General features: G+C 72.1%; 17 protein-coding genes. 8 read left to right on the top strand and 9 right to left on the bottom strand.

Translation table 11 applies throughout. From position 1 onward, the window contains the following. Nucleotides 1-26: 26 nt before the first annotated feature. The 6 genes from BKA18_RS21990 to BKA18_RS21965 form a co-directional block, all read right to left on the bottom strand. Nucleotides 27-1,190 (bottom strand): acyl-CoA dehydrogenase family protein, encoded by a 1,164-nt coding sequence (locus BKA18_RS21990; protein WP_366048527.1) that lies wholly within the window; start codon nucleotides 1,188-1,190, stop codon nucleotides 27-29. A gap of 66 nt (nucleotides 1,191-1,256) precedes the next feature. Then, nucleotides 1,257-3,200 (bottom strand): acetyl/propionyl/methylcrotonyl-CoA carboxylase subunit alpha, encoded by a 1,944-nt coding sequence (locus BKA18_RS21985; RefSeq protein ID WP_366048528.1) that lies wholly within the window; start codon nucleotides 3,198-3,200, stop codon nucleotides 1,257-1,259. 7 nt (nucleotides 3,201-3,207) lie between these two features. Beyond that, nucleotides 3,208-4,806, bottom strand: coding sequence for an acyl-CoA carboxylase subunit beta (locus BKA18_RS21980; protein ID WP_366048530.1), 1,599 nt, complete (start codon nucleotides 4,804-4,806; stop codon nucleotides 3,208-3,210). Further along, nucleotides 4,803-6,518 (bottom strand): acyclic terpene utilization AtuA family protein, encoded by a 1,716-nt coding sequence (locus BKA18_RS21975; protein WP_429638762.1) that lies wholly within the window; start codon nucleotides 6,516-6,518, stop codon nucleotides 4,803-4,805. Before BKA18_RS21975 ends, BKA18_RS21980 begins: the two co-directional genes overlap by 4 nt. Before the next feature lie 128 nt (nucleotides 6,519-6,646). Further along, nucleotides 6,647-7,450, bottom strand: coding sequence for a TIGR03084 family metal-binding protein (locus BKA18_RS21970; RefSeq protein ID WP_366048531.1), 804 nt, complete (start codon nucleotides 7,448-7,450; stop codon nucleotides 6,647-6,649). 244 nt (nucleotides 7,451-7,694) lie between these two features. Continuing rightward, nucleotides 7,695-8,633 carry an EamA family transporter gene (locus BKA18_RS21965; protein WP_429638761.1) on the bottom strand — a complete coding sequence of 313 codons (939 nt, stop codon included), beginning with the start codon at nucleotides 8,631-8,633 and terminating at the stop codon, nucleotides 7,695-7,697. 141 nt (nucleotides 8,634-8,774) lie between these two features. On the opposite strand from BKA18_RS21965, the gene BKA18_RS21960 reads away from it, so the two are divergent. Beyond that, complete coding sequence (locus BKA18_RS21960; RefSeq protein ID WP_366048532.1) at nucleotides 8,775-9,659, top strand: LysR family transcriptional regulator; 885 nt, start codon at nucleotides 8,775-8,777, stop codon at nucleotides 9,657-9,659. A gap of 230 nt (nucleotides 9,660-9,889) precedes the next feature. Then, entirely contained in the window at nucleotides 9,890-10,504 is a 615-nt protein-coding gene (locus tag BKA18_RS21955) for a GOLPH3/VPS74 family protein (RefSeq protein ID WP_366048533.1), read from the top strand. Between the two features lie 116 nt (nucleotides 10,505-10,620). On the opposite strand, the gene BKA18_RS21950 is transcribed toward BKA18_RS21955, so the two are convergent. Further along, nucleotides 10,621-11,565 carry a LysR family transcriptional regulator gene (locus tag BKA18_RS21950; RefSeq protein ID WP_366048568.1) on the bottom strand — a complete coding sequence of 315 codons (945 nt, stop codon included), beginning with the start codon at nucleotides 11,563-11,565 and terminating at the stop codon, nucleotides 10,621-10,623. Between the two features lie 466 nt (nucleotides 11,566-12,031). Here BKA18_RS21950 and BKA18_RS21945 point away from each other — a divergent pair, with 466 nt between their 5' ends. From BKA18_RS21945 to BKA18_RS21935, 3 genes are all read left to right on the top strand, one after another. Beyond that, nucleotides 12,032-12,475, top strand: a complete 444-nt coding sequence (locus tag BKA18_RS21945) for a hypothetical protein (protein WP_366048534.1) — start codon at nucleotides 12,032-12,034, stop codon at nucleotides 12,473-12,475. Nucleotides 12,476-12,539: 64 nt separating this feature from the next. Then, a complete protein-coding gene (locus BKA18_RS21940; RefSeq protein ID WP_366048535.1) occupies nucleotides 12,540-12,662 on the top strand; it encodes a hypothetical protein in 123 nt (40 codons plus the stop codon). 230 nt (nucleotides 12,663-12,892) lie between these two features. Next, a complete protein-coding gene (locus BKA18_RS21935; RefSeq protein ID WP_006603799.1) occupies nucleotides 12,893-13,426 on the top strand; it encodes a nuclear transport factor 2 family protein in 534 nt (177 codons plus the stop codon). Between the two features lie 23 nt (nucleotides 13,427-13,449). Here the strand turns inward: BKA18_RS21935 and BKA18_RS21930 are convergent, their stop codons facing one another. After that, entirely contained in the window at nucleotides 13,450-13,857 is a 408-nt protein-coding gene (locus BKA18_RS21930) for a hypothetical protein (RefSeq protein WP_366048536.1), read from the bottom strand. 466 nt (nucleotides 13,858-14,323) lie between these two features. Further along, the gene (locus BKA18_RS21925; RefSeq protein ID WP_366048537.1) at nucleotides 14,324-14,467 is read right to left on the bottom strand and encodes a hypothetical protein; all 144 of its coding nucleotides are present in this window, start codon (nucleotides 14,465-14,467) and stop codon (nucleotides 14,324-14,326) included. A 399-nt stretch (nucleotides 14,468-14,866) separates the two neighbouring features. Between BKA18_RS21925 and BKA18_RS21920 the strand changes: the two genes are divergently transcribed. The 3 genes from BKA18_RS21920 to BKA18_RS21910 are packed head-to-tail and all read left to right on the top strand — an operon-like array spanning nucleotide 14,867 to nucleotide 16,500. Further along, nucleotides 14,867-15,118, top strand: a complete 252-nt coding sequence (locus BKA18_RS21920; protein WP_366048538.1) for a hypothetical protein — start codon at nucleotides 14,867-14,869, stop codon at nucleotides 15,116-15,118. Continuing rightward, nucleotides 15,099-15,620: a DUF6879 family protein gene (locus BKA18_RS21915; RefSeq protein ID WP_366048539.1), complete on the top strand. Its 522-nt coding sequence runs from the start codon at nucleotides 15,099-15,101 to the stop codon at nucleotides 15,618-15,620. Before BKA18_RS21920 ends, BKA18_RS21915 begins: the two co-directional genes overlap by 20 nt. Nucleotides 15,621-15,645: 25 nt before the next feature. After that, the gene (locus tag BKA18_RS21910) at nucleotides 15,646-16,500 is read left to right on the top strand and encodes a helix-turn-helix domain-containing protein (protein ID WP_366048540.1); all 855 of its coding nucleotides are present in this window, start codon (nucleotides 15,646-15,648) and stop codon (nucleotides 16,498-16,500) included. The last annotated feature ends 81 nt before the right edge of the window (nucleotides 16,501-16,581 follow it).

Raw genomic sequence — 16,581 nt, 5'->3', positions numbered from 1 at the left:
CGTCCTCCCCACCAAGATCTGCGCCCTCAGTACGACTTGGGCAGCCCCAGCGACTGGTGTGAGACAAAGTTGAGGATCATCTCCCGGCTGACCGGGGCGACCCGTGCCACCCGGGCCGCCGTGATCATCGAGGCGAGGCCGTACTCCCGAGTGAGGCCGTTGCCGCCGAGGGTGTGCACGGCCTGGTCGACGGCGTGGACCGCGGCCTCGGCCGCCGCGTACTTGGCCATGTTGGCGGCCTCGCCGGCGCCCATGTCGTCGCCGGCGTCGTAGAGGTGCGCGGCCTTCTGCATCATCAGCCGGGCGAGTTCCAGCTCGATATGGGCCTGGGCGAGGGGGTGGGCGATGGCCTGGTGGGCGCCGATGGGCTCCTTCCAGACCTGCCGGGTGCGGGCGTAGTCGAGGGCCCTGCCCAGCGCGTAGCGGCCCATCCCCAGGGCGAACGCGGCGGTCATGATGCGCTCCGGGTTGAGCCCGGCGAACAGTTGCAGCAGCCCGGCGTCCTCGTCGCCGACCAGCGCGTCGGCGGGCAGCCGCACCTCGTCCAGGGTCAGCTCGAACTGCTTCTCCGCGGCGGCCAGTTCCATGTCGATCGGGCTGCGGCCGAAGCCGGGGGCCTCGCGCGGGACGATGAACAGGCAGGGCTTGAGCCGCCCGGTCCCGGCGTCCTCGGTGCGGCCGACGATCAGGGTCGCGTCGGCGATGTCGACGCCGGAGATGAAGACCTTCCGGCCGTTGAGGACCCAATGATCGCCGTCCCGGCGGGCCGTGGTCGTGATGCGGTGCGAGTTGGACCCGGCGTCCGGCTCGGTGATGCCGAAGGCCATGGTGCGGGTGCCGTCGGCGAGGCCCGGGAGCCAGGTCCGCTTCTGCTCCTCGGTGCCGAACCGGGCGATGACGGTGCCGCAGATCGCCGGCGAGACGACGAGCATCAGCAGCGGGCAGCCGGCCGCACCCAGCTCCTCCAGGACGAGGGAGAGTTCGGCGATGCCGCCGCCTCCGCCGCCGTACTCCTCGGGGAGGTTGACGCCGAGGTAGCCGAGTTTGGCGGCCTCCGCCCAGAGCGCGTCGGCGTGCCCGCCCTCGGCCACGGTCCGCGCGATGTACTCCCGGCCGTAGCGTTTGCCGAGGGCGGCGACGGAGCTGCGGAGGGCGCGGTGTTCCTCGGTCTCGATCACAGGGTTGCTCATCACGGCTCCTTGTGTGCGGTGGGTGAGGTGGTGCGCGTACGACGGAGGGGGCAGCGGGGGGCGGGGTCAGTCCGTGTCCGGCGCGGCCGTGGCGTCCACGACGGCCAGCAGTGTCCCCACTTCGACCTGCCGTCCGGTGTGGACGGGCAGCGAGGTGAGGGTGCCGGCCGCGGGGGCAGTGATCTTGTGTTCCATCTTCATCGCCTCCAGCCACAGCAGCGGCTGGCCGGCCGTGACCCGGTCGCCCTCGGTGAGGCCGGGCGCGATCCGTACGACCGTGCCGGGCATCGGAGCCAGCAGCGAGCCGGGTTCGGTGCGGGCGGCGGGGTCGGGGAAGCGGGGCAGTGCGGTGAACGACCACGAGCAGGGGACGGCGGCGGCCGCGCCGGCCAGCGGGGGTGCGTCGACGTGGACGCGGTCTCCGTAGCGGGTGACCGCGAACCGCCGCCGTACGCCGTCGACGTCGAGCACCACCTCGTGGGCGCCCAGGGTCAGCAGCCGTACACCGGGGAAGCCCTCGGCCGACAGCCCGTCGCGGCCGAGTCGGTAGCGGATCGGGTACTCGGTGTCCCCGCAGGCGTAGGTCTTGACCTGCGGCCCCGAGGGGACGTTGCGGAAGCCGCCGAAGCGGGAGCGGCCGGCCGCGTCGGCGAGGGCGGCGGCGAGCGCGAAGACGCCTCCGCCGGCCGCGTCGGCCGCGGTCAGCGCGGCGAGGTTGCGGTCGTAGAAGCCGGTGTCCAGCGCGCCGGGGTCGGTGAACTCCGGGTGGCGAAGGGACCGTACGAGCAGGTCGCGGTTGGTGGCGGGGCCGTGGAGGGTGGCTCGTTCCAGGGCGCCCGCCAGCTTGCGCACCGCCTCGTCCCGGCTCGGCGCCCAGGCGATGACCTTGGCGAGCATCGGGTCGTAGTGGACGCCGATGGTGTCGCCGTCGCTCACCCCGGAGTCCAGCCGGACACCCTCGGGCAGTGCCAGCCGGTGCAGGGTGCCGGTCTGCGGCTGCCAGCCGGCGGCGGGGTCCTCCGCGTACAGCCGGGCCTCCACGGCGTGCCCGTGCGGGGGCGGCGGATCGCCGTCCAGGGGCCGGCCCTCGGCGACCCGTAGTTGGAGGGCGACGAGGTCGAGGCCGTGGACCGCCTCGGTGACCGGGTGTTCGACCTGGAGGCGGGTGTTCATCTCCAGGAAGTACGCCCGGCCGTCCGCGGAGACCAGGAACTCCACGGTGCCCGCGCCCCGGTAGCCGATGGCGCGGGCGGCCCGGTCCGCGGCCCGGTGCAGGGTGTCCCGCAGCTCCTGCGGCAGGGCGGGGGCCGGGGCCTCCTCGATGACCTTCTGGTGGCGGCGCTGGAGGGAGCAGTCGCGGGTGCCGAGGGTCCAGACCGTGCCGTGTGCGTCGGCGAGGATCTGCACCTCGACATGGCGCCCGCCCACGACGTACGGCTCGACGAACACCTCGCCGTCGCCGAAGGCGGCCGCCGCTTCGGCCTTGGCGGCCGTCAACTCCTCTTCGAGGGAGGCGAGTTCGGTGATCAGGCGCATTCCGCGGCCGCCCCCGCCGGACGCCGCCTTCACCAGCAGCGGCAGGTCGGCCGCGGTGGCCGCGCCGGGGTCGACGGGCGCCAGCAGCGGCACCCCGGCCGCCGCCATCAGTTCCTTGGCCCGCGTCTTGGAGGCCATCGCCTCGATGGCGGCGGGCGGCGGCCCGATCCAGGTCAGGCCCGCCTCGGCCACCGCCGCGGCGAAGGCGGCGTTCTCGGAGAGGAAGCCGTAGCCGGGGTGGACGGCATCCGCGCCGGCGGCCCGTGCGGCCGCCACGAGCAGATCGCCGCGGAGATAGGTGTCGGCCGGGGCGTCGCCCGGGAGCCGTACGGCGGTGTCGGCCTCCTGGACGAAGCGGGCGCCGGCATCCGCGTCCGAATACCCGGCGACGGTGGAGATGCCCAGCTCGCGGCAGGTGCGGAAGATGCGCCGGGCTATTTCGCCGCGGTTGGCTACGAGGACGGAACGGATCACTGCTGCCTCACATCCGGAAGACGCCGAAGCCGCCCCGCGCACCCTCGACCGGGGCGGTGTGGAGGGCGGACAGGCACAGGCCGAGGACGGTTCGGGTGTCGCGCGGGTCGATGACCCCGTCGTCGTAGAGCCGCCCGGACAGGAACATCGGCAGCGACTCCGACTCGATCTGCTGCTCGACCATGGCGCGCAGCCCGGCGTCCGCCTCCTCGTCGTACGGCTGCCCCTTGGCCGCGGCCGAGGCGCGGGCGACGAGGGAGAGCACGCCGGCCAGCTGCTGCGGCCCCATGACGGCGGACTTGGCGCTCGGCCAGGCGAACAGGAAGCGGGGGTCGTAGGCGCGGCCGCACATCCCGTAGTGGCCGGCCCCGTACGAGGCGCCCATGAGGACGGACAGATGCGGGACCTTCGAGTTCGACACCGCATTGATCATCATCGCGCCGTGTTTGATGATGCCGCCCTGCTCGTACTCCTTGCCGACCATGTAGCCGGTGGTGTTGTGGAGAAAGAGGAGCGGGATGTCGCGCTGGTTGGCCAGCTGGATGAACTGGGCGGCCTTCTGCGACTCCGCGCTGAAGAGCACACCCTGGGCGTTGGCGAGGATGCCGACGGGATAGCCGTGCAGCTGCGCCCAGCCGGTGACCAGGCTCGTCCCGTAGAGCGGCTTGAACTCGTCGAAGTCCGAGCCGTCCACGATCCGGGCGATGACCTCGCGGGGGTCGAACGGCGCCTTGAGGTCGCCGGGGACGATGCCGAGCAGCTCGTCCTCGTCGTACTTCGGCGGGGCGGCGGGTCCCGGATCGGGTTGCGCCTTGCGCCAGTTGAGGCGGGCGACGACCCGCCGGGCCTGGCGCAGCGCATCCGGCTCGTCCAGGGCGAAGTAGTCCGCGAGGCCGGAGGTACGGGCGTGCATCTCGGCGCCGCCCAGCGACTCGTCGTCGCTCTCCTCGCCGGTCGCCATCTTCACCAGCGGCGGTCCGCCCAGGAACACCTTGGCGCGTTCCTTGACCATGATCACGTGGTCGGACATGCCGGGGACGTAGGCACCGCCCGCGGTCGAGTTGCCGAACACCACGGCGATGGTGGGGATGCCGGCCGCCGACAACCGGGTGAGGTCCCGGAACAGCGCGCCGCCCGGGATGAAGATCTCCTTCTGGCTGGGCAGGTCGGCGCCGCCGGACTCGACGAGCGAGATCAGCGGCAGCCGGTTGGCGAAGGCGATCTCGTCGGCCCGCAGCGCCTTCTTCAGCGACCAGGGGTTGCTGGCGCCGCCGCGCACCGTCGGGTCGTTGGCGGTGATCAGGCACTCCACGCCCTCGACGGTGCCGATGCCGGTGACCACCGAGGCGCCGACGGGGTAGTCGCTGCCCCAGGCCGCGAGCGGGGACAGCTCCAGGAACGGGGTGTCGGGGTCGAGCAGCAGCTCGATCCGCTCCCGGGCGAGCAGCTTGCCGCGCCCCCGGTGCCGGGCGACGTACTTCTCCCCGCCGCCCGCGGTCGCCTCGGCGTGTGCGGCCTCGACCTCCGCGAGCTTGGCGAGCATCGCCGTACGACGCTCGGCGTATTCGGCGCCCGCCGGGTCGAGCCCGGTTGCGAGCACGGTCACCACAACACCTCCGGTATGTCCATGTGCCGCGCGCGCAGCCACTCCCCCACGGCCTTGGCCTGCGGATCGAACCGGGCCTGGGCGGCGACGCCCTCGCCGAGCAGCCCGTCGACGACGAAGTTGAGCGCGCGCAGATTCGGCAGTACGTGCCGGTCGACCGGCAGGCCGACGGTCTCCGGCAACAGCTGCCGGAACCGTTCGACGGTCAGCTCATGGGCCAGCCAGCGCCAGCCCTGCTCGGTGCGGGCCCACACCCCGACGTTCGCCGAGCCGCCCTTGTCCCCGCTGCGGGCACCGGCGACCAGGCCGAGCGGCCCGCGCCGGGTGGCCCCGGCGGGCAGCGGCTCGGGGAGCGGCGGGTCGGGCAGCCGCACCAACTCCTGGGATTCGGGCGCAGGTTGAGCGTGGATACGGGTGCCGTCCGGCAGTACGGCGCGGTGCGGCACCTCCGCCGCGTCCACCGCCACCGCCTCGAAGACCCCGTACGGGGTGCCCTTGCCGGGCGGCGCGGTGACATGGAAGCCGGGGTAGCTGGCCAGCGCCAGCTCGACGGCGGCGCCGCTGACCACCCGCCCCACCGCGTCCTGGTCGGCGTCCCGCACCACCAGCCGTAGCAGGGCGCTCGCCTCCTCCTGGACGTCCGCGTCGTCCCGGTCGGTGCGGGCCAGCGTCCAGCGCACTTCGGCCGGGCGGTGCTCCGCGGCGTCGAGGGCCGCCTCCATCTGCCGCCGGACCAGCGCGGCCTTGGCCGGGACGTCCAGCCCGGTCAGCACGAAGGTGACCTCGTTGCGCCAGCCGCCGAGGCGGGTCAGCCCGGCCTTGAGGGTCGGCGGCGGCGCCTCGCCGCGCACCGCGTCGATCCGGACCCGGTCCGGCCCCTCCTCGGTCAGCCGTACGGTGTCCAGCCGCGCCGTCACGTCCGGCCCGGCGTAGCGGGCGCCGGAGGTCTCGTACAGCAGCTGGGCGGTGACCGTGCCGGGGGTGACCGCGCCGCCGGTGCCGGGGTGCTTGGTGATCACCGCGCTGCCGTCGGCGGCGATCTCGGCGAGCGGGAAGCCGGGCCGCAGCAGGTCGTGGGCCCCGAAGAAGGAGTAGTTGCCGCCGGTGGCCTGGGTGCCGCACTCCAGCACATGCCCGACGACCACCGCCCCGGCCAGCTGGTCCAGGTCCTGCGGCCGCCAGCCGAAGTGCGCCTGTGCCGCGCCGCTGACCAGCGCGGCGTCGGTGACCCGCCCGGTCACCACCACATCGGCACCGGCCCGCAGACACGCGGCGATCCCCTCACCGCCCAGGTAGGCATTGGCGGTCAGCACCCCCTCGCCCCACCCCCCGCGGCCCAGCAGGTCGTCCCCCTCCACATGCGCCACCCGGACGGAGACCCCGACCTTGTCCGCCAACTCCCGTACGGCGTCGGCCAGTCCGGCCGGGTTCAGCCCGCCCGCATTGGCGACGATCCGCACCCCGCGCTCGACGGCCAGCCCGAGCCCGTCCTCCAACTGCCGCAGAAAGGTCCTGGCATAGCCGCGCGTGGGGTCCTTCAGCCGGTCCCGGCCGAGGATCAGCATGGTCAGCTCGGCGAGATAGTCACCGGTCAGCACGTCCAGGGGCCCGCCGGTGAGCATCTCGCGGAGGGCGTCGAAGCGGTCGCCGTAGAACCCGGAGGCGTTGCCGATCCGGAGCAGGGCGGGGTCCGCACCTATGGGGTGGCGCACGGGCTGGGCGACGTCCGCGGGGGCGCTGTTCCTTCCGTGGGTCCCGTCCGTGAGGGCGCCGCTTATGCCGGGGTTCCCGTCCACGGGGGCGCCGCTTATGCCGGGACTCCCGTCCGCCGGGGCGCCGCTCACGCCGTGGTTTCCTTCCCCGACGGTGCGCGCCCCTTGCCCGGCGGCCCCGCGAAGGCCTGCGCGATGCCCAGCCACCGTTCCGCGTCGGCTCCTTCGGCCCGCAGGGACGGTAGATCGCGACGGTGCGCCCGCTGGGTCACCAGCAGACAGAACTCCAGCGCCTCCCCGGTCACCCGCTGCGCCGCCTCCTCCGGCCCGTACTCCCACACACTGCCGTCCGGCGCCCGCAGCTCGACCCGGAACTCCTCGGCGGGCGGGGTGAGGTGATGCGTCACGTAGGCGAAATCCCGGGTCCGCACCCCGATCCTGGCGATGTGCCGGAGCCGCGCGGTGGGGGCCCGGGTGACGCCCAGTGCGTCGGCCACGTCCTGACCGTGCGCCCAGGTCTCCATCAGCCGGGCGGTCGCCATCGACGCCACGCTCATCGGCGGCCCGTACCACGGCAGCTTCTCGCCCGTCGGCCGCTCGGCGAGCGCCCTTTGCAGCTGCGCGCGGCCGTCCCGCCAGTCGTCGAGCAGCTGGGCCGGCGGCGTCCGGGCCTCGGCCTCGGCGGCCTCGTCGACGAAGGTCAGCGGCGCGGCGAACGCCTCCTGTGCGGCGCGCGCAAAGCCCTCCGGGTCGGTGGCCGAGAGCAGCGCCTGCCGGTCGGTCCAGGCCAGATGGGCGATCTGATGGGTGATGGTCCACCCCTCGGCGGGCGTCGGGGCCGCCCAGCGGTCGGCCGGCAGCCCGGCGACCAGCGCGTCCAACTCCTCGCTCTCCGCCCTGAGATCGGCCAGTACGGCGCCGGGATCGGACACGCGACACTCCCCTCGTCGTCCCAACTGCCGTGACAGCGGGGCAGGTTGGCAGGCAGCGACGGCCACTGCTGCGGCCGTGCGGGTGCGGTGTGGTGCGGGTGCGCTCCGAGCGTGGCAGCGCCGCCGGAAACAATCAAGCACGCCTGCATGATTTTTGGTGCCACCGATGTCTTTGCGACACAGCAGAGGGACGAGGAGGACGGCCCGGGGGCACGGCCGCGCTCAGTGCGACCCGCCCCCGCGCTCAGTGCGAGCCCGCCCCCGCGCTCCGTACCGCCCCCACACTCGCGACCACGACCAGCCCGATCGCCAGCACCTCGGCCCAGCCCAGCGCCTGGTGCAGTACGAGGAACCCGGCGGTGGCCGCGGCGGCCGGCTCCAGGCTCATCATCACGGCGAAGCCGGAGGCCGGGAGCTTGCGCAGCGCCAGCAGCTCCAGGGTGTACGGCAGCACCGACGACATCAGGGCGACCGCGGCGCCCAGCCCCAGGGTGACCGGGTCCAGCAGCGCCGTCCCCGCACTGACGACACCGAGCGGCAGGCTGAGCAGCGCCGCGACGGTCATCGCCAGCGCCAGCCCGTCCGCCTGCGGGAAGCGCTGCCCCGTACGGGCGGAGAGCAGGATGTACGCGGCCCACAGCCCGCCGGCCGCCAGCGCGAACGCGGCTCCGGCGAGGTTGAGCCCGTCCAACCCCTCGCGCCCCAGCAGCACGACACCGCCCAGCGCCAGCGCCGCCCACAACAGGCTCAGCATCCGGCGCGAGGTGGCCACCGAAAGAACCAGCGGCCCGAGGAACTCAAGGGTGACCGCGGCGCCCAGCGGAATGCGGTCGATCGCCTGGTAGAAGAGCGAGTTCATGCCGGCCAGCGCGACGCCGAAGGCGAGCACCGTCGCCCAGTCGCCCCGCGTATGGCCACGCAGCTTGGGACGGCAGACGACCAGCAGCACCAGCGAGGCGACCACCAGCCGCAGCGTGACGACACCCAGCGCACCGGCCCGCGGGAAGAGCAGCACCGCCACCGACGAGCCGAACTGCAGCGAGACGATCCCGCCGATGACCAGCGCCACCGAGGCGATCCGCCCCCGCGCGCCCGCCGCCACGGGAATCCCGGCCTGCGCCTCCGCCGTCAGCACCTCGGGCGAGGGCGGTACGGGGTAGGGAATGCCCGCACCGGCGGGCACGGTGGGGGCGGGGGTGGCGGGTGCGGGAGTGGCGGGCACACGGCCCTCGGGGCTCTCGGACGAAGCGTTCACGCCACCACGCTACGGCCCGCCCTTCCCGTCCGTGAAATGCCATTTCCCCTGTTGTTATGCTCCGCGCGCATGAGCATCGAGCTGCGTCATTTCCGCTGCTTTCTCGCCATCGCGGAAACCCTGAGCATCACCCGCGCCGCCGAGCGCCTGCATCTGACCCAGCCGGCCGTCTCCCGCACCCTGCGCCAGCTGGAGCAGCAACTGGCGCTCCGGCTCGTCGACCGCTCCACGCACCATCTCGCGCTCACCCCGGACGGCCGGGCGTTCCGCGACCGGGCCCGGATCGCGGTCACCGCCTTCGACCGGGCGCTCGCCACCGCCCACCACACCGACTGGCCGCTGCGCCTGGGTCATGCCTGGTCGGCCGCCGGGACGGACACCACCGCGCTGCTGCGCCGCTGGCGCGAGGAGCACCCCGAGACCCCGCTCGAACTCCTCCGCATCGACGACCGCACCGCCGGTCTCGCCCGCGGTGACGTGGACGCGGCCCTGCTCCGCGGCGAGGTCCGCGCCCCCGGCGTGATCACCGAGCAGCTCGCCACCGAACCCCGGGTCGCCGGCCTCCCCGCCGACGACCCCCTCGCCGGCCGCACCGCCCTCTCCCTCACCGAGCTGACCGACCGCACCATCGCCCTCAACACCGTCTCCGGCATCACCACCCTCGACCTGTGGCCCGCCGGGGCCCGCCCCGCCTCGTCGATCACCATCGGCAACACCGACGACTGGATCGCCGCCATCACCGGCGGCCGCGCCGTGGGCGTCACCACCTCCGCCACCGCCGAGATGCATCCGCACCCCGCCATGGCCTACGTCCCGCTGACCGGCGCACCACCGGTCCCGGTCGTCATCGCCTGGCGCGACGGCCCGGGCCATCCCCGCATCCCGGACCTGATCGCACTGGCCCGCGACGTCATCGGGAAGGCGACGGGCTCGGAGCGTGCGCGCGACCGCTGAGGAGACGCCCACCGCTGTGACCTGAAGCCCTGGCGGGTGGCGCGGCGGGCGCTCCCCCGGCGGCCGTGCCCGGCGTGGGATGCAGTCGCCGTCCTCGCTCCATAAGCTCGTAGGAGGGAGCGCTCACCGGCGGGCCGAGAGGCGCGCCCGGTGCCGCCGGCGGCACGCCGGATGCCGGGTCGGTTGCTCAGCGACGCATCGCTCCCGATGCCCCTGACGTGGAGCCCTTCATGACCACACCGCGGGACCTGTTGTTCGTTGCCATGGACATGGAGTCCAGTCCCACTCGGGAGCGCGGCGAGCTGTCGCTCGCGCTCGCGGGAGCCGAGCTGATCGACCTCCTTCAAGCGCAGGCCATCAGCCTGGACGGCGATCGCATCGTGCCGGGCTACCGGCCGGCCGTAGCGGATCGCCTCATGGACGAAGCCGCGTCGTCGGTCGCCCAGCAACCGCCGTACGAGGCGGTCGACGACTGGCTGTGGCGCAGGGGCCGCGGCCTCGCCACGGCCTATTTGGCCGCCCTTGAGGCGGAAGGGCAGCTCACCCAGCCCCGCCGCCGTTGGCTGCGCGTCGGGACCGGTCCGCTGACGCTGGCCGATTCGCCCGCGCGCCGCGCGGCGGCGGACCGCTTGGCTTCGCAGGAGCCCGTCCTCGCCGACCTTGCAGCGGCCCTCGGGATCCGCGGCGGGCGCACGGAAGACCCGCCGGAGGTGGCCGACGACGCGGTGGCCACAGTGCTCGCCGCCGTCCATGACGCGGTGCGGGAGCTGGAATTCGAACGCCAGCGGCGAGCCATCGACGAAGAGGCCTTCAGCAATATCTGGCGAGCCCCCGGCGACGGCTGACGCCCCCCCGCTCGGTGCCGACAGCCGCTCGGCACCACGACCGGCCGTGGCCGGTCTGCGGGCTACCGCAGCGGGCACCCACGCTCGGGACGGATGTGGTGCGGACCGCACCGGCCTTACCGGGCCGCCGGGGTCCAGCCCTCCCGGGCCGCGGGTGCCTGTCGCAGCACGGCGGCGGCCGCCTGCCGGATGGCGACGATCGTGGGCAGGGCGCGGTTCCTGGCGGTCCACGCCAGGGCGGCGGTACCCGGCGGCAGATCCGGCACCGCCACGTAACCGACGCCGGGCCGGGGGAAGAAGTGCCGGGCGGCGGCCGGCAGAAAGGCCATGGCCTCGCCCCGGGAGACGGCGAGCAGCAGCGCTTCCATGTCCGGCACCATCGGCCCGTACCGCACGACCGAGCCGTCCGGACGCGGATCGGCCGCCCAGAACCGCCACCACACCCGGGGGCACGGCGGCGGAATGTCCACCACGGTGCGCCCGGCCAGCTCCGCCAGCCGCACCTCGTCCCGCCCGGCCAGCGGGTCGTCGGCCGGCAGGCACGCCACCCGCGGCTCACTGGCCAGGGGCAGCGTCTCGATACCGGCCGGCACCGGCGGACGCAGAAACATCACATCGACCTCGCCGCGCTCCAACGCGTCGAAATGGGTGGCGAGATCGAGGCCACGGACGCTGGTCCGCAGCCGTGGATGGCGGGTGTGCAGCTCGTCGAGGATGGCCCCGGTGTACGGCATCGCGGCCTCGGCACCGATGGAACCGATCACCAGCCGCCCATCGACCTGTCGGGCATGGGCGCCGGCCGCCCGGCACAGACCGGCCATCGCCTCCACCACGGCACGCGCCTTCGGCAGCAGCGCCTCCCCTGCCGCGGTGATCTCGACATGACGACGCGAGCGCTGCACCAACAACACATCCAACCGCTCTTCGAGCGCCTGCAGTTGACGGCTGAGCGCGGGCTGCGTCACAAACAGCCGCGCGGCCGCCCGGCCGAAGTGCAGCTCCTCCGCCAGCGCCAGGAACGATTCCAGCTGCTGAACGCTCGGCGCACACCGGGAAACCATCCCCAACTCGCCCAAGTCGCCCCCGCTGCGCCCCTCTTCCGTCATGCACGGAGGTTATCAATCGGTCACACATCGTCATGAGGATCCGGGTTCCCCTCACCGGCCCGAACACCGAAGATCAAGAGGTTGCGGCCCGGCAGTGGCAGTGGCAGCGCCACGGCCCGGTCCGACGGAGGAGCCCAGCGGAGCGGCTGCACGTGGGGAGAGTCGCTCCGCTCCTCTTTCCTCCGCCTCCCGGTTACGCCCTCTGGCGGGCCGTCCCCTGAGATCGGGCCGGGCATCCACTACTGGACGGCCCCCGCAGGTCCCTGACAACGGCCGGGGCGCGTCTCGTTCGTGTGGACGACGAAGCGGCGGCGGGCTGATCGGACCCTGGACACGGCCGCCTGACCGTCGTCTTCCCGTGCGGCACGGCATGCGGGGCGCCGGCCCAGGAGAGTCGGCGCACACCACAGAGAGGATCACCATGAGCACCCCGAAGCCGGACTCCGTCGCATCGCCCGCCGGAGATCTGCGTCATCCGAGCGTCCGGCAGGCGTTCCGCAGCACCGGACTCCTCGTCGGCTGCTATGCCGCGCTCAGCGCGCTCACCCTCGTCGCCATCATCCTGCTGCGCCACCACCCCGACCTCGTCACGGACGCGGTGTGGGTGCGCGCCTCCATCGTGGTCGCCACCTCGCTGCTGATGGTCTCGTTCGCGGTGCGGACGAGCCGCGGCCACAGCCGGTCCTATCTGCGGCTGCGACTGGCGTCCGGCATCATGCTGGCGGCCATCGCGGTCATCCTCGCGATTCCCGGCGCGTTCCCCCTGTGGCTCAAAGCCGAACAGGGCGTGTGCGGGGTGCTGTTGCTCGGCGTCGTCGTGATCGTGAACGGCACGCGCATGCGGTCGGCGTTCGCCACCAGGTAGCGACAGGCGTCGGTGCACGGACGCACGGACGCACCGACGGAACCCCCACGCCCCGCCCACCGTCTTGACCACCGGCCCACACGCACCCGCGGGAGAGGGAGAGTTGATGTTCACCGCCGCGATCGGCGCGGTGCTCCTGCTTCTGGCCGCGCGCGCCTACTTCTCCTCGGCCTGGCGGGTCGACTGAGGGCGGGGCGGGGCTCCGCCGGCGGCTGAAGCCGGAGCCGATCAGGACGTACGAGCCGGTATGTGCCTGGGGTACCTGGGCTGCCTGGGTGTGCGGCACCCAGCCACGCCCCGTCCTGGCCGACCGGGCGCCGGCGGCCCAGAGTTGACCCGACCCGGCGCATCCGGCCGACACCAGCACTCCCGTCGCCCGCCGCCGTCGTTGTCCGCGATCACCCCAGAGGAGCACCTGTGTCCACCTCCCCCGGCACCGACGACACCCGCACCCTCGCCCGGCGCCTCCAGCGCCTGGAGGACAAGGATTCCCTGCGTGCGCTGCTGATCCGCGGCTGGCGCGCGCTGGACCGCAAGGACTGGCGCACCTGGATCGAGTGCTGGACCGAGGACGCGGTCCTGGAGTTCGGTCCGTGGGAGTGGATCGACGGCAGGGAGGCGATCCTGGCCAAGGTCGTCGAGGCCGAGGCACCGTACGTCAGCATGCAGCACCACATCCTCAACATGGACTTCGAGGTGCGGGGCGACCGGGCGACCGGCGTCGGCTACATGTGGTTCGTGGCCGTCGCCGCCCCCGGCCGGACCTCCTCGCCGTACGCCATGGGCGGCCCCTACGACTGGGATTTCGCCCGGGACAGCGGCGGCTGGCGTCTGACCCGCCAGCGGCTCGGCGTCCGGTGGACCACCGGCGAGGACACCCTCCGCTCCTTCACCGCGGCTGACCAGGACATGTCTCCCGGGCCCACGGAGACCGGGGAGACACGCCCCTGAGGGCAGGCGGGGATGCGCCCGGGCTACCGCTGTGGGCAGGTGTACTCCGGCCGCACCCGATGCGGACTACAGGCGATCAGATTGACCGAGAGAAAACGCCCGCCGCTCACCCACCACCCCCCGACCCGGTCCTCCCCGGCAGCCAGGGCCCGCACGGTCTCCTCGTACAACGGGTCCGGCACCGACGCCCCGACGAAGAGCTCGGCATATCGCGCGAGTTGCCCCGCATACCACTCGGCCCCCTCCTTCGGCTCGACGAACGTCGCCTCCATTCGCTCGGCCGGCTTCAACAGCCAGTCCGCGCACTCCAGCGGCATCACCTGCGCGGACCGGAACTCCGGATGGTCCGGCCGCCGGTGCGCATCCCCCGGCTTGACGAGGACATCGCCGCTGCCGAGCCAGACGTAGGCGTGGTGATGAGGTGCGGCCATCTCTCTCCCTGGTACGAACGCCTCGCGTGCACTGCTCCGAACGGGCGGCCCTCGCCCGGTGTGGGGGACGAGGGCCACCCAGGCTCATCACGGACTACTGCCGGCCACAGCCCTGACCGTCGCCGCAGCCACCGTTGGGGTTGCCGCCGTTGTTGTCGTCCTCATCGCCGCTGTACTTGACCGCATCGAGGCGGTATCGCATGGTCATCTCCTCAGGTGCTGTGTCGGCGCACGGTCGGTCCGCGCGTCGCCGTGCACGTGCGAGGGCCCCACGTCCTTGTGTGGGCCCGCCCGCTCCGGCCGTGTCCTGCCAGGGAATGGCGGCCGGGGCGGGAGTTTTCATAGGGGCGCCGCGGTTTTTGACGGAGCGCCGCCCTGCCGACGACCCGGGTTCAGCAATCGCTACGGGCCATCCGAAGCCGCAGCTCGTTCAAGCCCGTAAGCGCGATGCGGCTCCCCTGCCTCTTCACTGCTTCGGCTGGTGTCGCGCGCGATGGCGTGCGATGAGGACGTTGAAGTCGGTCACCCTGCTGAGGTCCCGGGCCGCTGCGGCCTGATTCCGGCCGCGCTCCAGGTCGTCGCATTCGGGGCACCGGTACGTCGTAGCCATGGGAGTGCTCACTGGAATGCCTTCCGGTGGGAGTCGTTCAGCCCTGGGCGCGACCCACCCGGGACCAAGAATCGGAGCTGCGCAGTCACGAAGCTAGAGGCGTGGCGTGCGCCTCGGCCATGAATGTGCATCGATGTGCACACAAGCCCTCTTCTAGGCGAGATGGCCGCTTTCCAGTCTTGACCAGGCACATGGATCCCACGATCGTGGTGCACATCAGCGCACAGCTGGAAGCCGAACGGCAGTAATTGCCTTTCGGCTTCCGACCGCCTGCCGTCAAGCAGAGCGGTGATGCATTCGAGGCGGTGGAGCCGCGCCATCCCGCACGACGAGTACGAGATCCACTAGCAGCACGGATCGGAGCAGACCGTTCTGCCCCATCGATCACAGGAGGTTGCCATGACATTACGGTTCATCGGGATTGACCCGAATACCGGTGACGATGAAAGTCCTACCGTGTGGGTGGACCAAGAGATGAAAGAGCTCGTCCTCCAAGGCTGGAAGCCGAGCGCCGAACTTGAAGCAGAGTGCGCTGCCTCGGAGATTCCCGGGCACGCGAAGGGGATCCCGGACCACGAGGCAGTGATCCGTATCCCGGCCAGGATGGTGCACATGATTCGGGAGGCGTGCGATGCCGTCGAGGGCGTTTGACGAACTGATCTCTAACTGCAGACATTCCGCTGTGCACTTGGAGATGCGCGACGCCTACGCCGTCGACTACGAGAAGGGCCCGTTCGCCGACTGGAAGAACGGCTTCCGCCACAACCCAGCAGACCGGCAGTCTTGGTGGCGGCCATGGCTGGACCTCATGGAGGAGACGGTGTCCAGGGGCGTCGTCGTGCGCCGGGCCCGAATCGTGTCCGAGCCGGTCAGCGAGTACACCAGGTTCCTGTACGACGGCACCTTCACCAACGTGGCCGCGGGCGAACAGGTGCGGTGGCTGCCCCGTCGACTCGCCTCGGACATCGCCCTGCCAGGCAATGACTTCTGGCTCTTCGACGAACAGTGGATCCGCTGGAACCACTTTGCCGGCGACGGCTCATCGATGAGCGAAGAGGTAACCGACGATCCGGCCGCCGCGAAGCTCTGCGCCGACGCGTTCGAGGCAGTGTGGTCGAGAGCTGTCCCGCACGACCAGTACGAGATCCACTAGCAGGAAGCACCGGTACAGCCAGCTCATGCCCATATCTCCCTCCTCATCTGCCCAGGCCGCCCGTGAATCCGTCGCACAGAGGCTGCGCGATCTCCGCAAGAGCGCCGGGCTGACGGTCACCGAGCTGGCTGACCAATGTGGCTGGCACCACGCCAAAACGTCCCGCATCGAGAATGCCCGCACTGCTCCCTCCGCCAAGGACATCAGGCTGTGGTGCCGTGCCTGTCAGACGGAGGAGCAGGCAGACGACCTGATCGTCCAGTCATTGAACGCCGAGTCGATGTACACCGAGTGGCGACATCAGTTGCGCAATGGGCTGAAGCAGTTGCAGAGCAACTCGGTGCAGTTTTTCCGCGAGACTCAGTTGTTCCGCGTGTATTCCTCAACCCTGGTTCCGGGCCTGTTGCAGAGCGAGGGCTACGCGTCCGCAGTGCTGCGGAGCGTCGCCGCATTCCGGGAACTCCCTTTCGATGACAGTGCGGAGGCCGCGCGTGCACGGGTCGAGCGCTCCCGCATCGTCCACGAGCCGAGGCACCGATTCGTGCTGCTTGTCGAAGAAGCGGCGCTGCATTACCAGGTCGGTGACGCCGACGCGATGGCCGCACAGCTGGGCTACCTGCTTACGGCTGGCGCCTTACCGTCCGTGTCGCTCGGCGTCATCCCGATGGCGACGCGCGAGCGGGTGCAATGGCCGCGTGAGACGTTCCATGTGTACGACGACAGCCTCGTGTCGGTCGAGCTGGTGTCCGCGCGCGTGAGGATCACCCAGCCCTCCGAAATCGCCCTCTACCTGAAGGCGTTCGAACAACTACGCAGCATGGCCGTGTACGGCGCGGAGGCACGGGCGCTCGTCCTTAAGGCGCTTGAAGCCTTGCGCTGAGGCCGGCGGGCGACGAGAAGCGCCCGGACCAAGCTCCTGGTCCGGGCACTTGCCATCGCTCTCCTCCCACCAGGCGGCACG

Source organism: Streptomyces auratus (genome assembly GCF_050433025.1).
In the GTDB taxonomy this organism is placed as follows: Bacteria; Actinomycetota; Actinomycetes; order Streptomycetales; family Streptomycetaceae; genus Streptomyces; species Streptomyces sioyaensis.
Note: the sequence above shows the minus strand (reverse complement) of the source record. Positions and strands in the feature narration are given on the sequence as shown.

Bases quoted from the DNA above. Each gene is read 5' to 3' on its own strand.
- BKA18_RS21990 (WP_366048527.1), bottom strand. From the start codon at position 1,190: ATGAGCAACCCTGTGATCGAGACCGAGGAACACCGCGCCCTCCGCAGC.
- BKA18_RS21960 (WP_366048532.1), top strand. From the start codon at position 8,775: ATGAGCATCGAGCTGCGTCATTTCCGCTGCTTTCTCGCCATCGCGGAA.
- BKA18_RS21955 (WP_366048533.1), top strand. From the start codon at position 9,890: ATGACCACACCGCGGGACCTGTTGTTCGTTGCCATGGACATGGAGTCC.
- BKA18_RS21950 (WP_366048568.1), bottom strand. From the start codon at position 11,565: ATGGTTTCCCGGTGTGCGCCGAGCGTTCAGCAGCTGGAATCGTTCCTG.
- BKA18_RS21945 (WP_366048534.1), top strand. From the start codon at position 12,032: ATGAGCACCCCGAAGCCGGACTCCGTCGCATCGCCCGCCGGAGATCTG.
- BKA18_RS21930 (WP_366048536.1), bottom strand. From the start codon at position 13,857: ATGGCCGCACCTCATCACCACGCCTACGTCTGGCTCGGCAGCGGCGAT.
- BKA18_RS21925 (WP_366048537.1), bottom strand. From the start codon at position 14,467: ATGGCTACGACGTACCGGTGCCCCGAATGCGACGACCTGGAGCGCGGC.
- BKA18_RS21920 (WP_366048538.1), top strand. From the start codon at position 14,867: ATGACATTACGGTTCATCGGGATTGACCCGAATACCGGTGACGATGAA.
- BKA18_RS21915 (WP_366048539.1), top strand. From the start codon at position 15,099: ATGCCGTCGAGGGCGTTTGACGAACTGATCTCTAACTGCAGACATTCC.
- BKA18_RS21910 (WP_366048540.1), top strand. From the start codon at position 15,646: ATGCCCATATCTCCCTCCTCATCTGCCCAGGCCGCCCGTGAATCCGTC.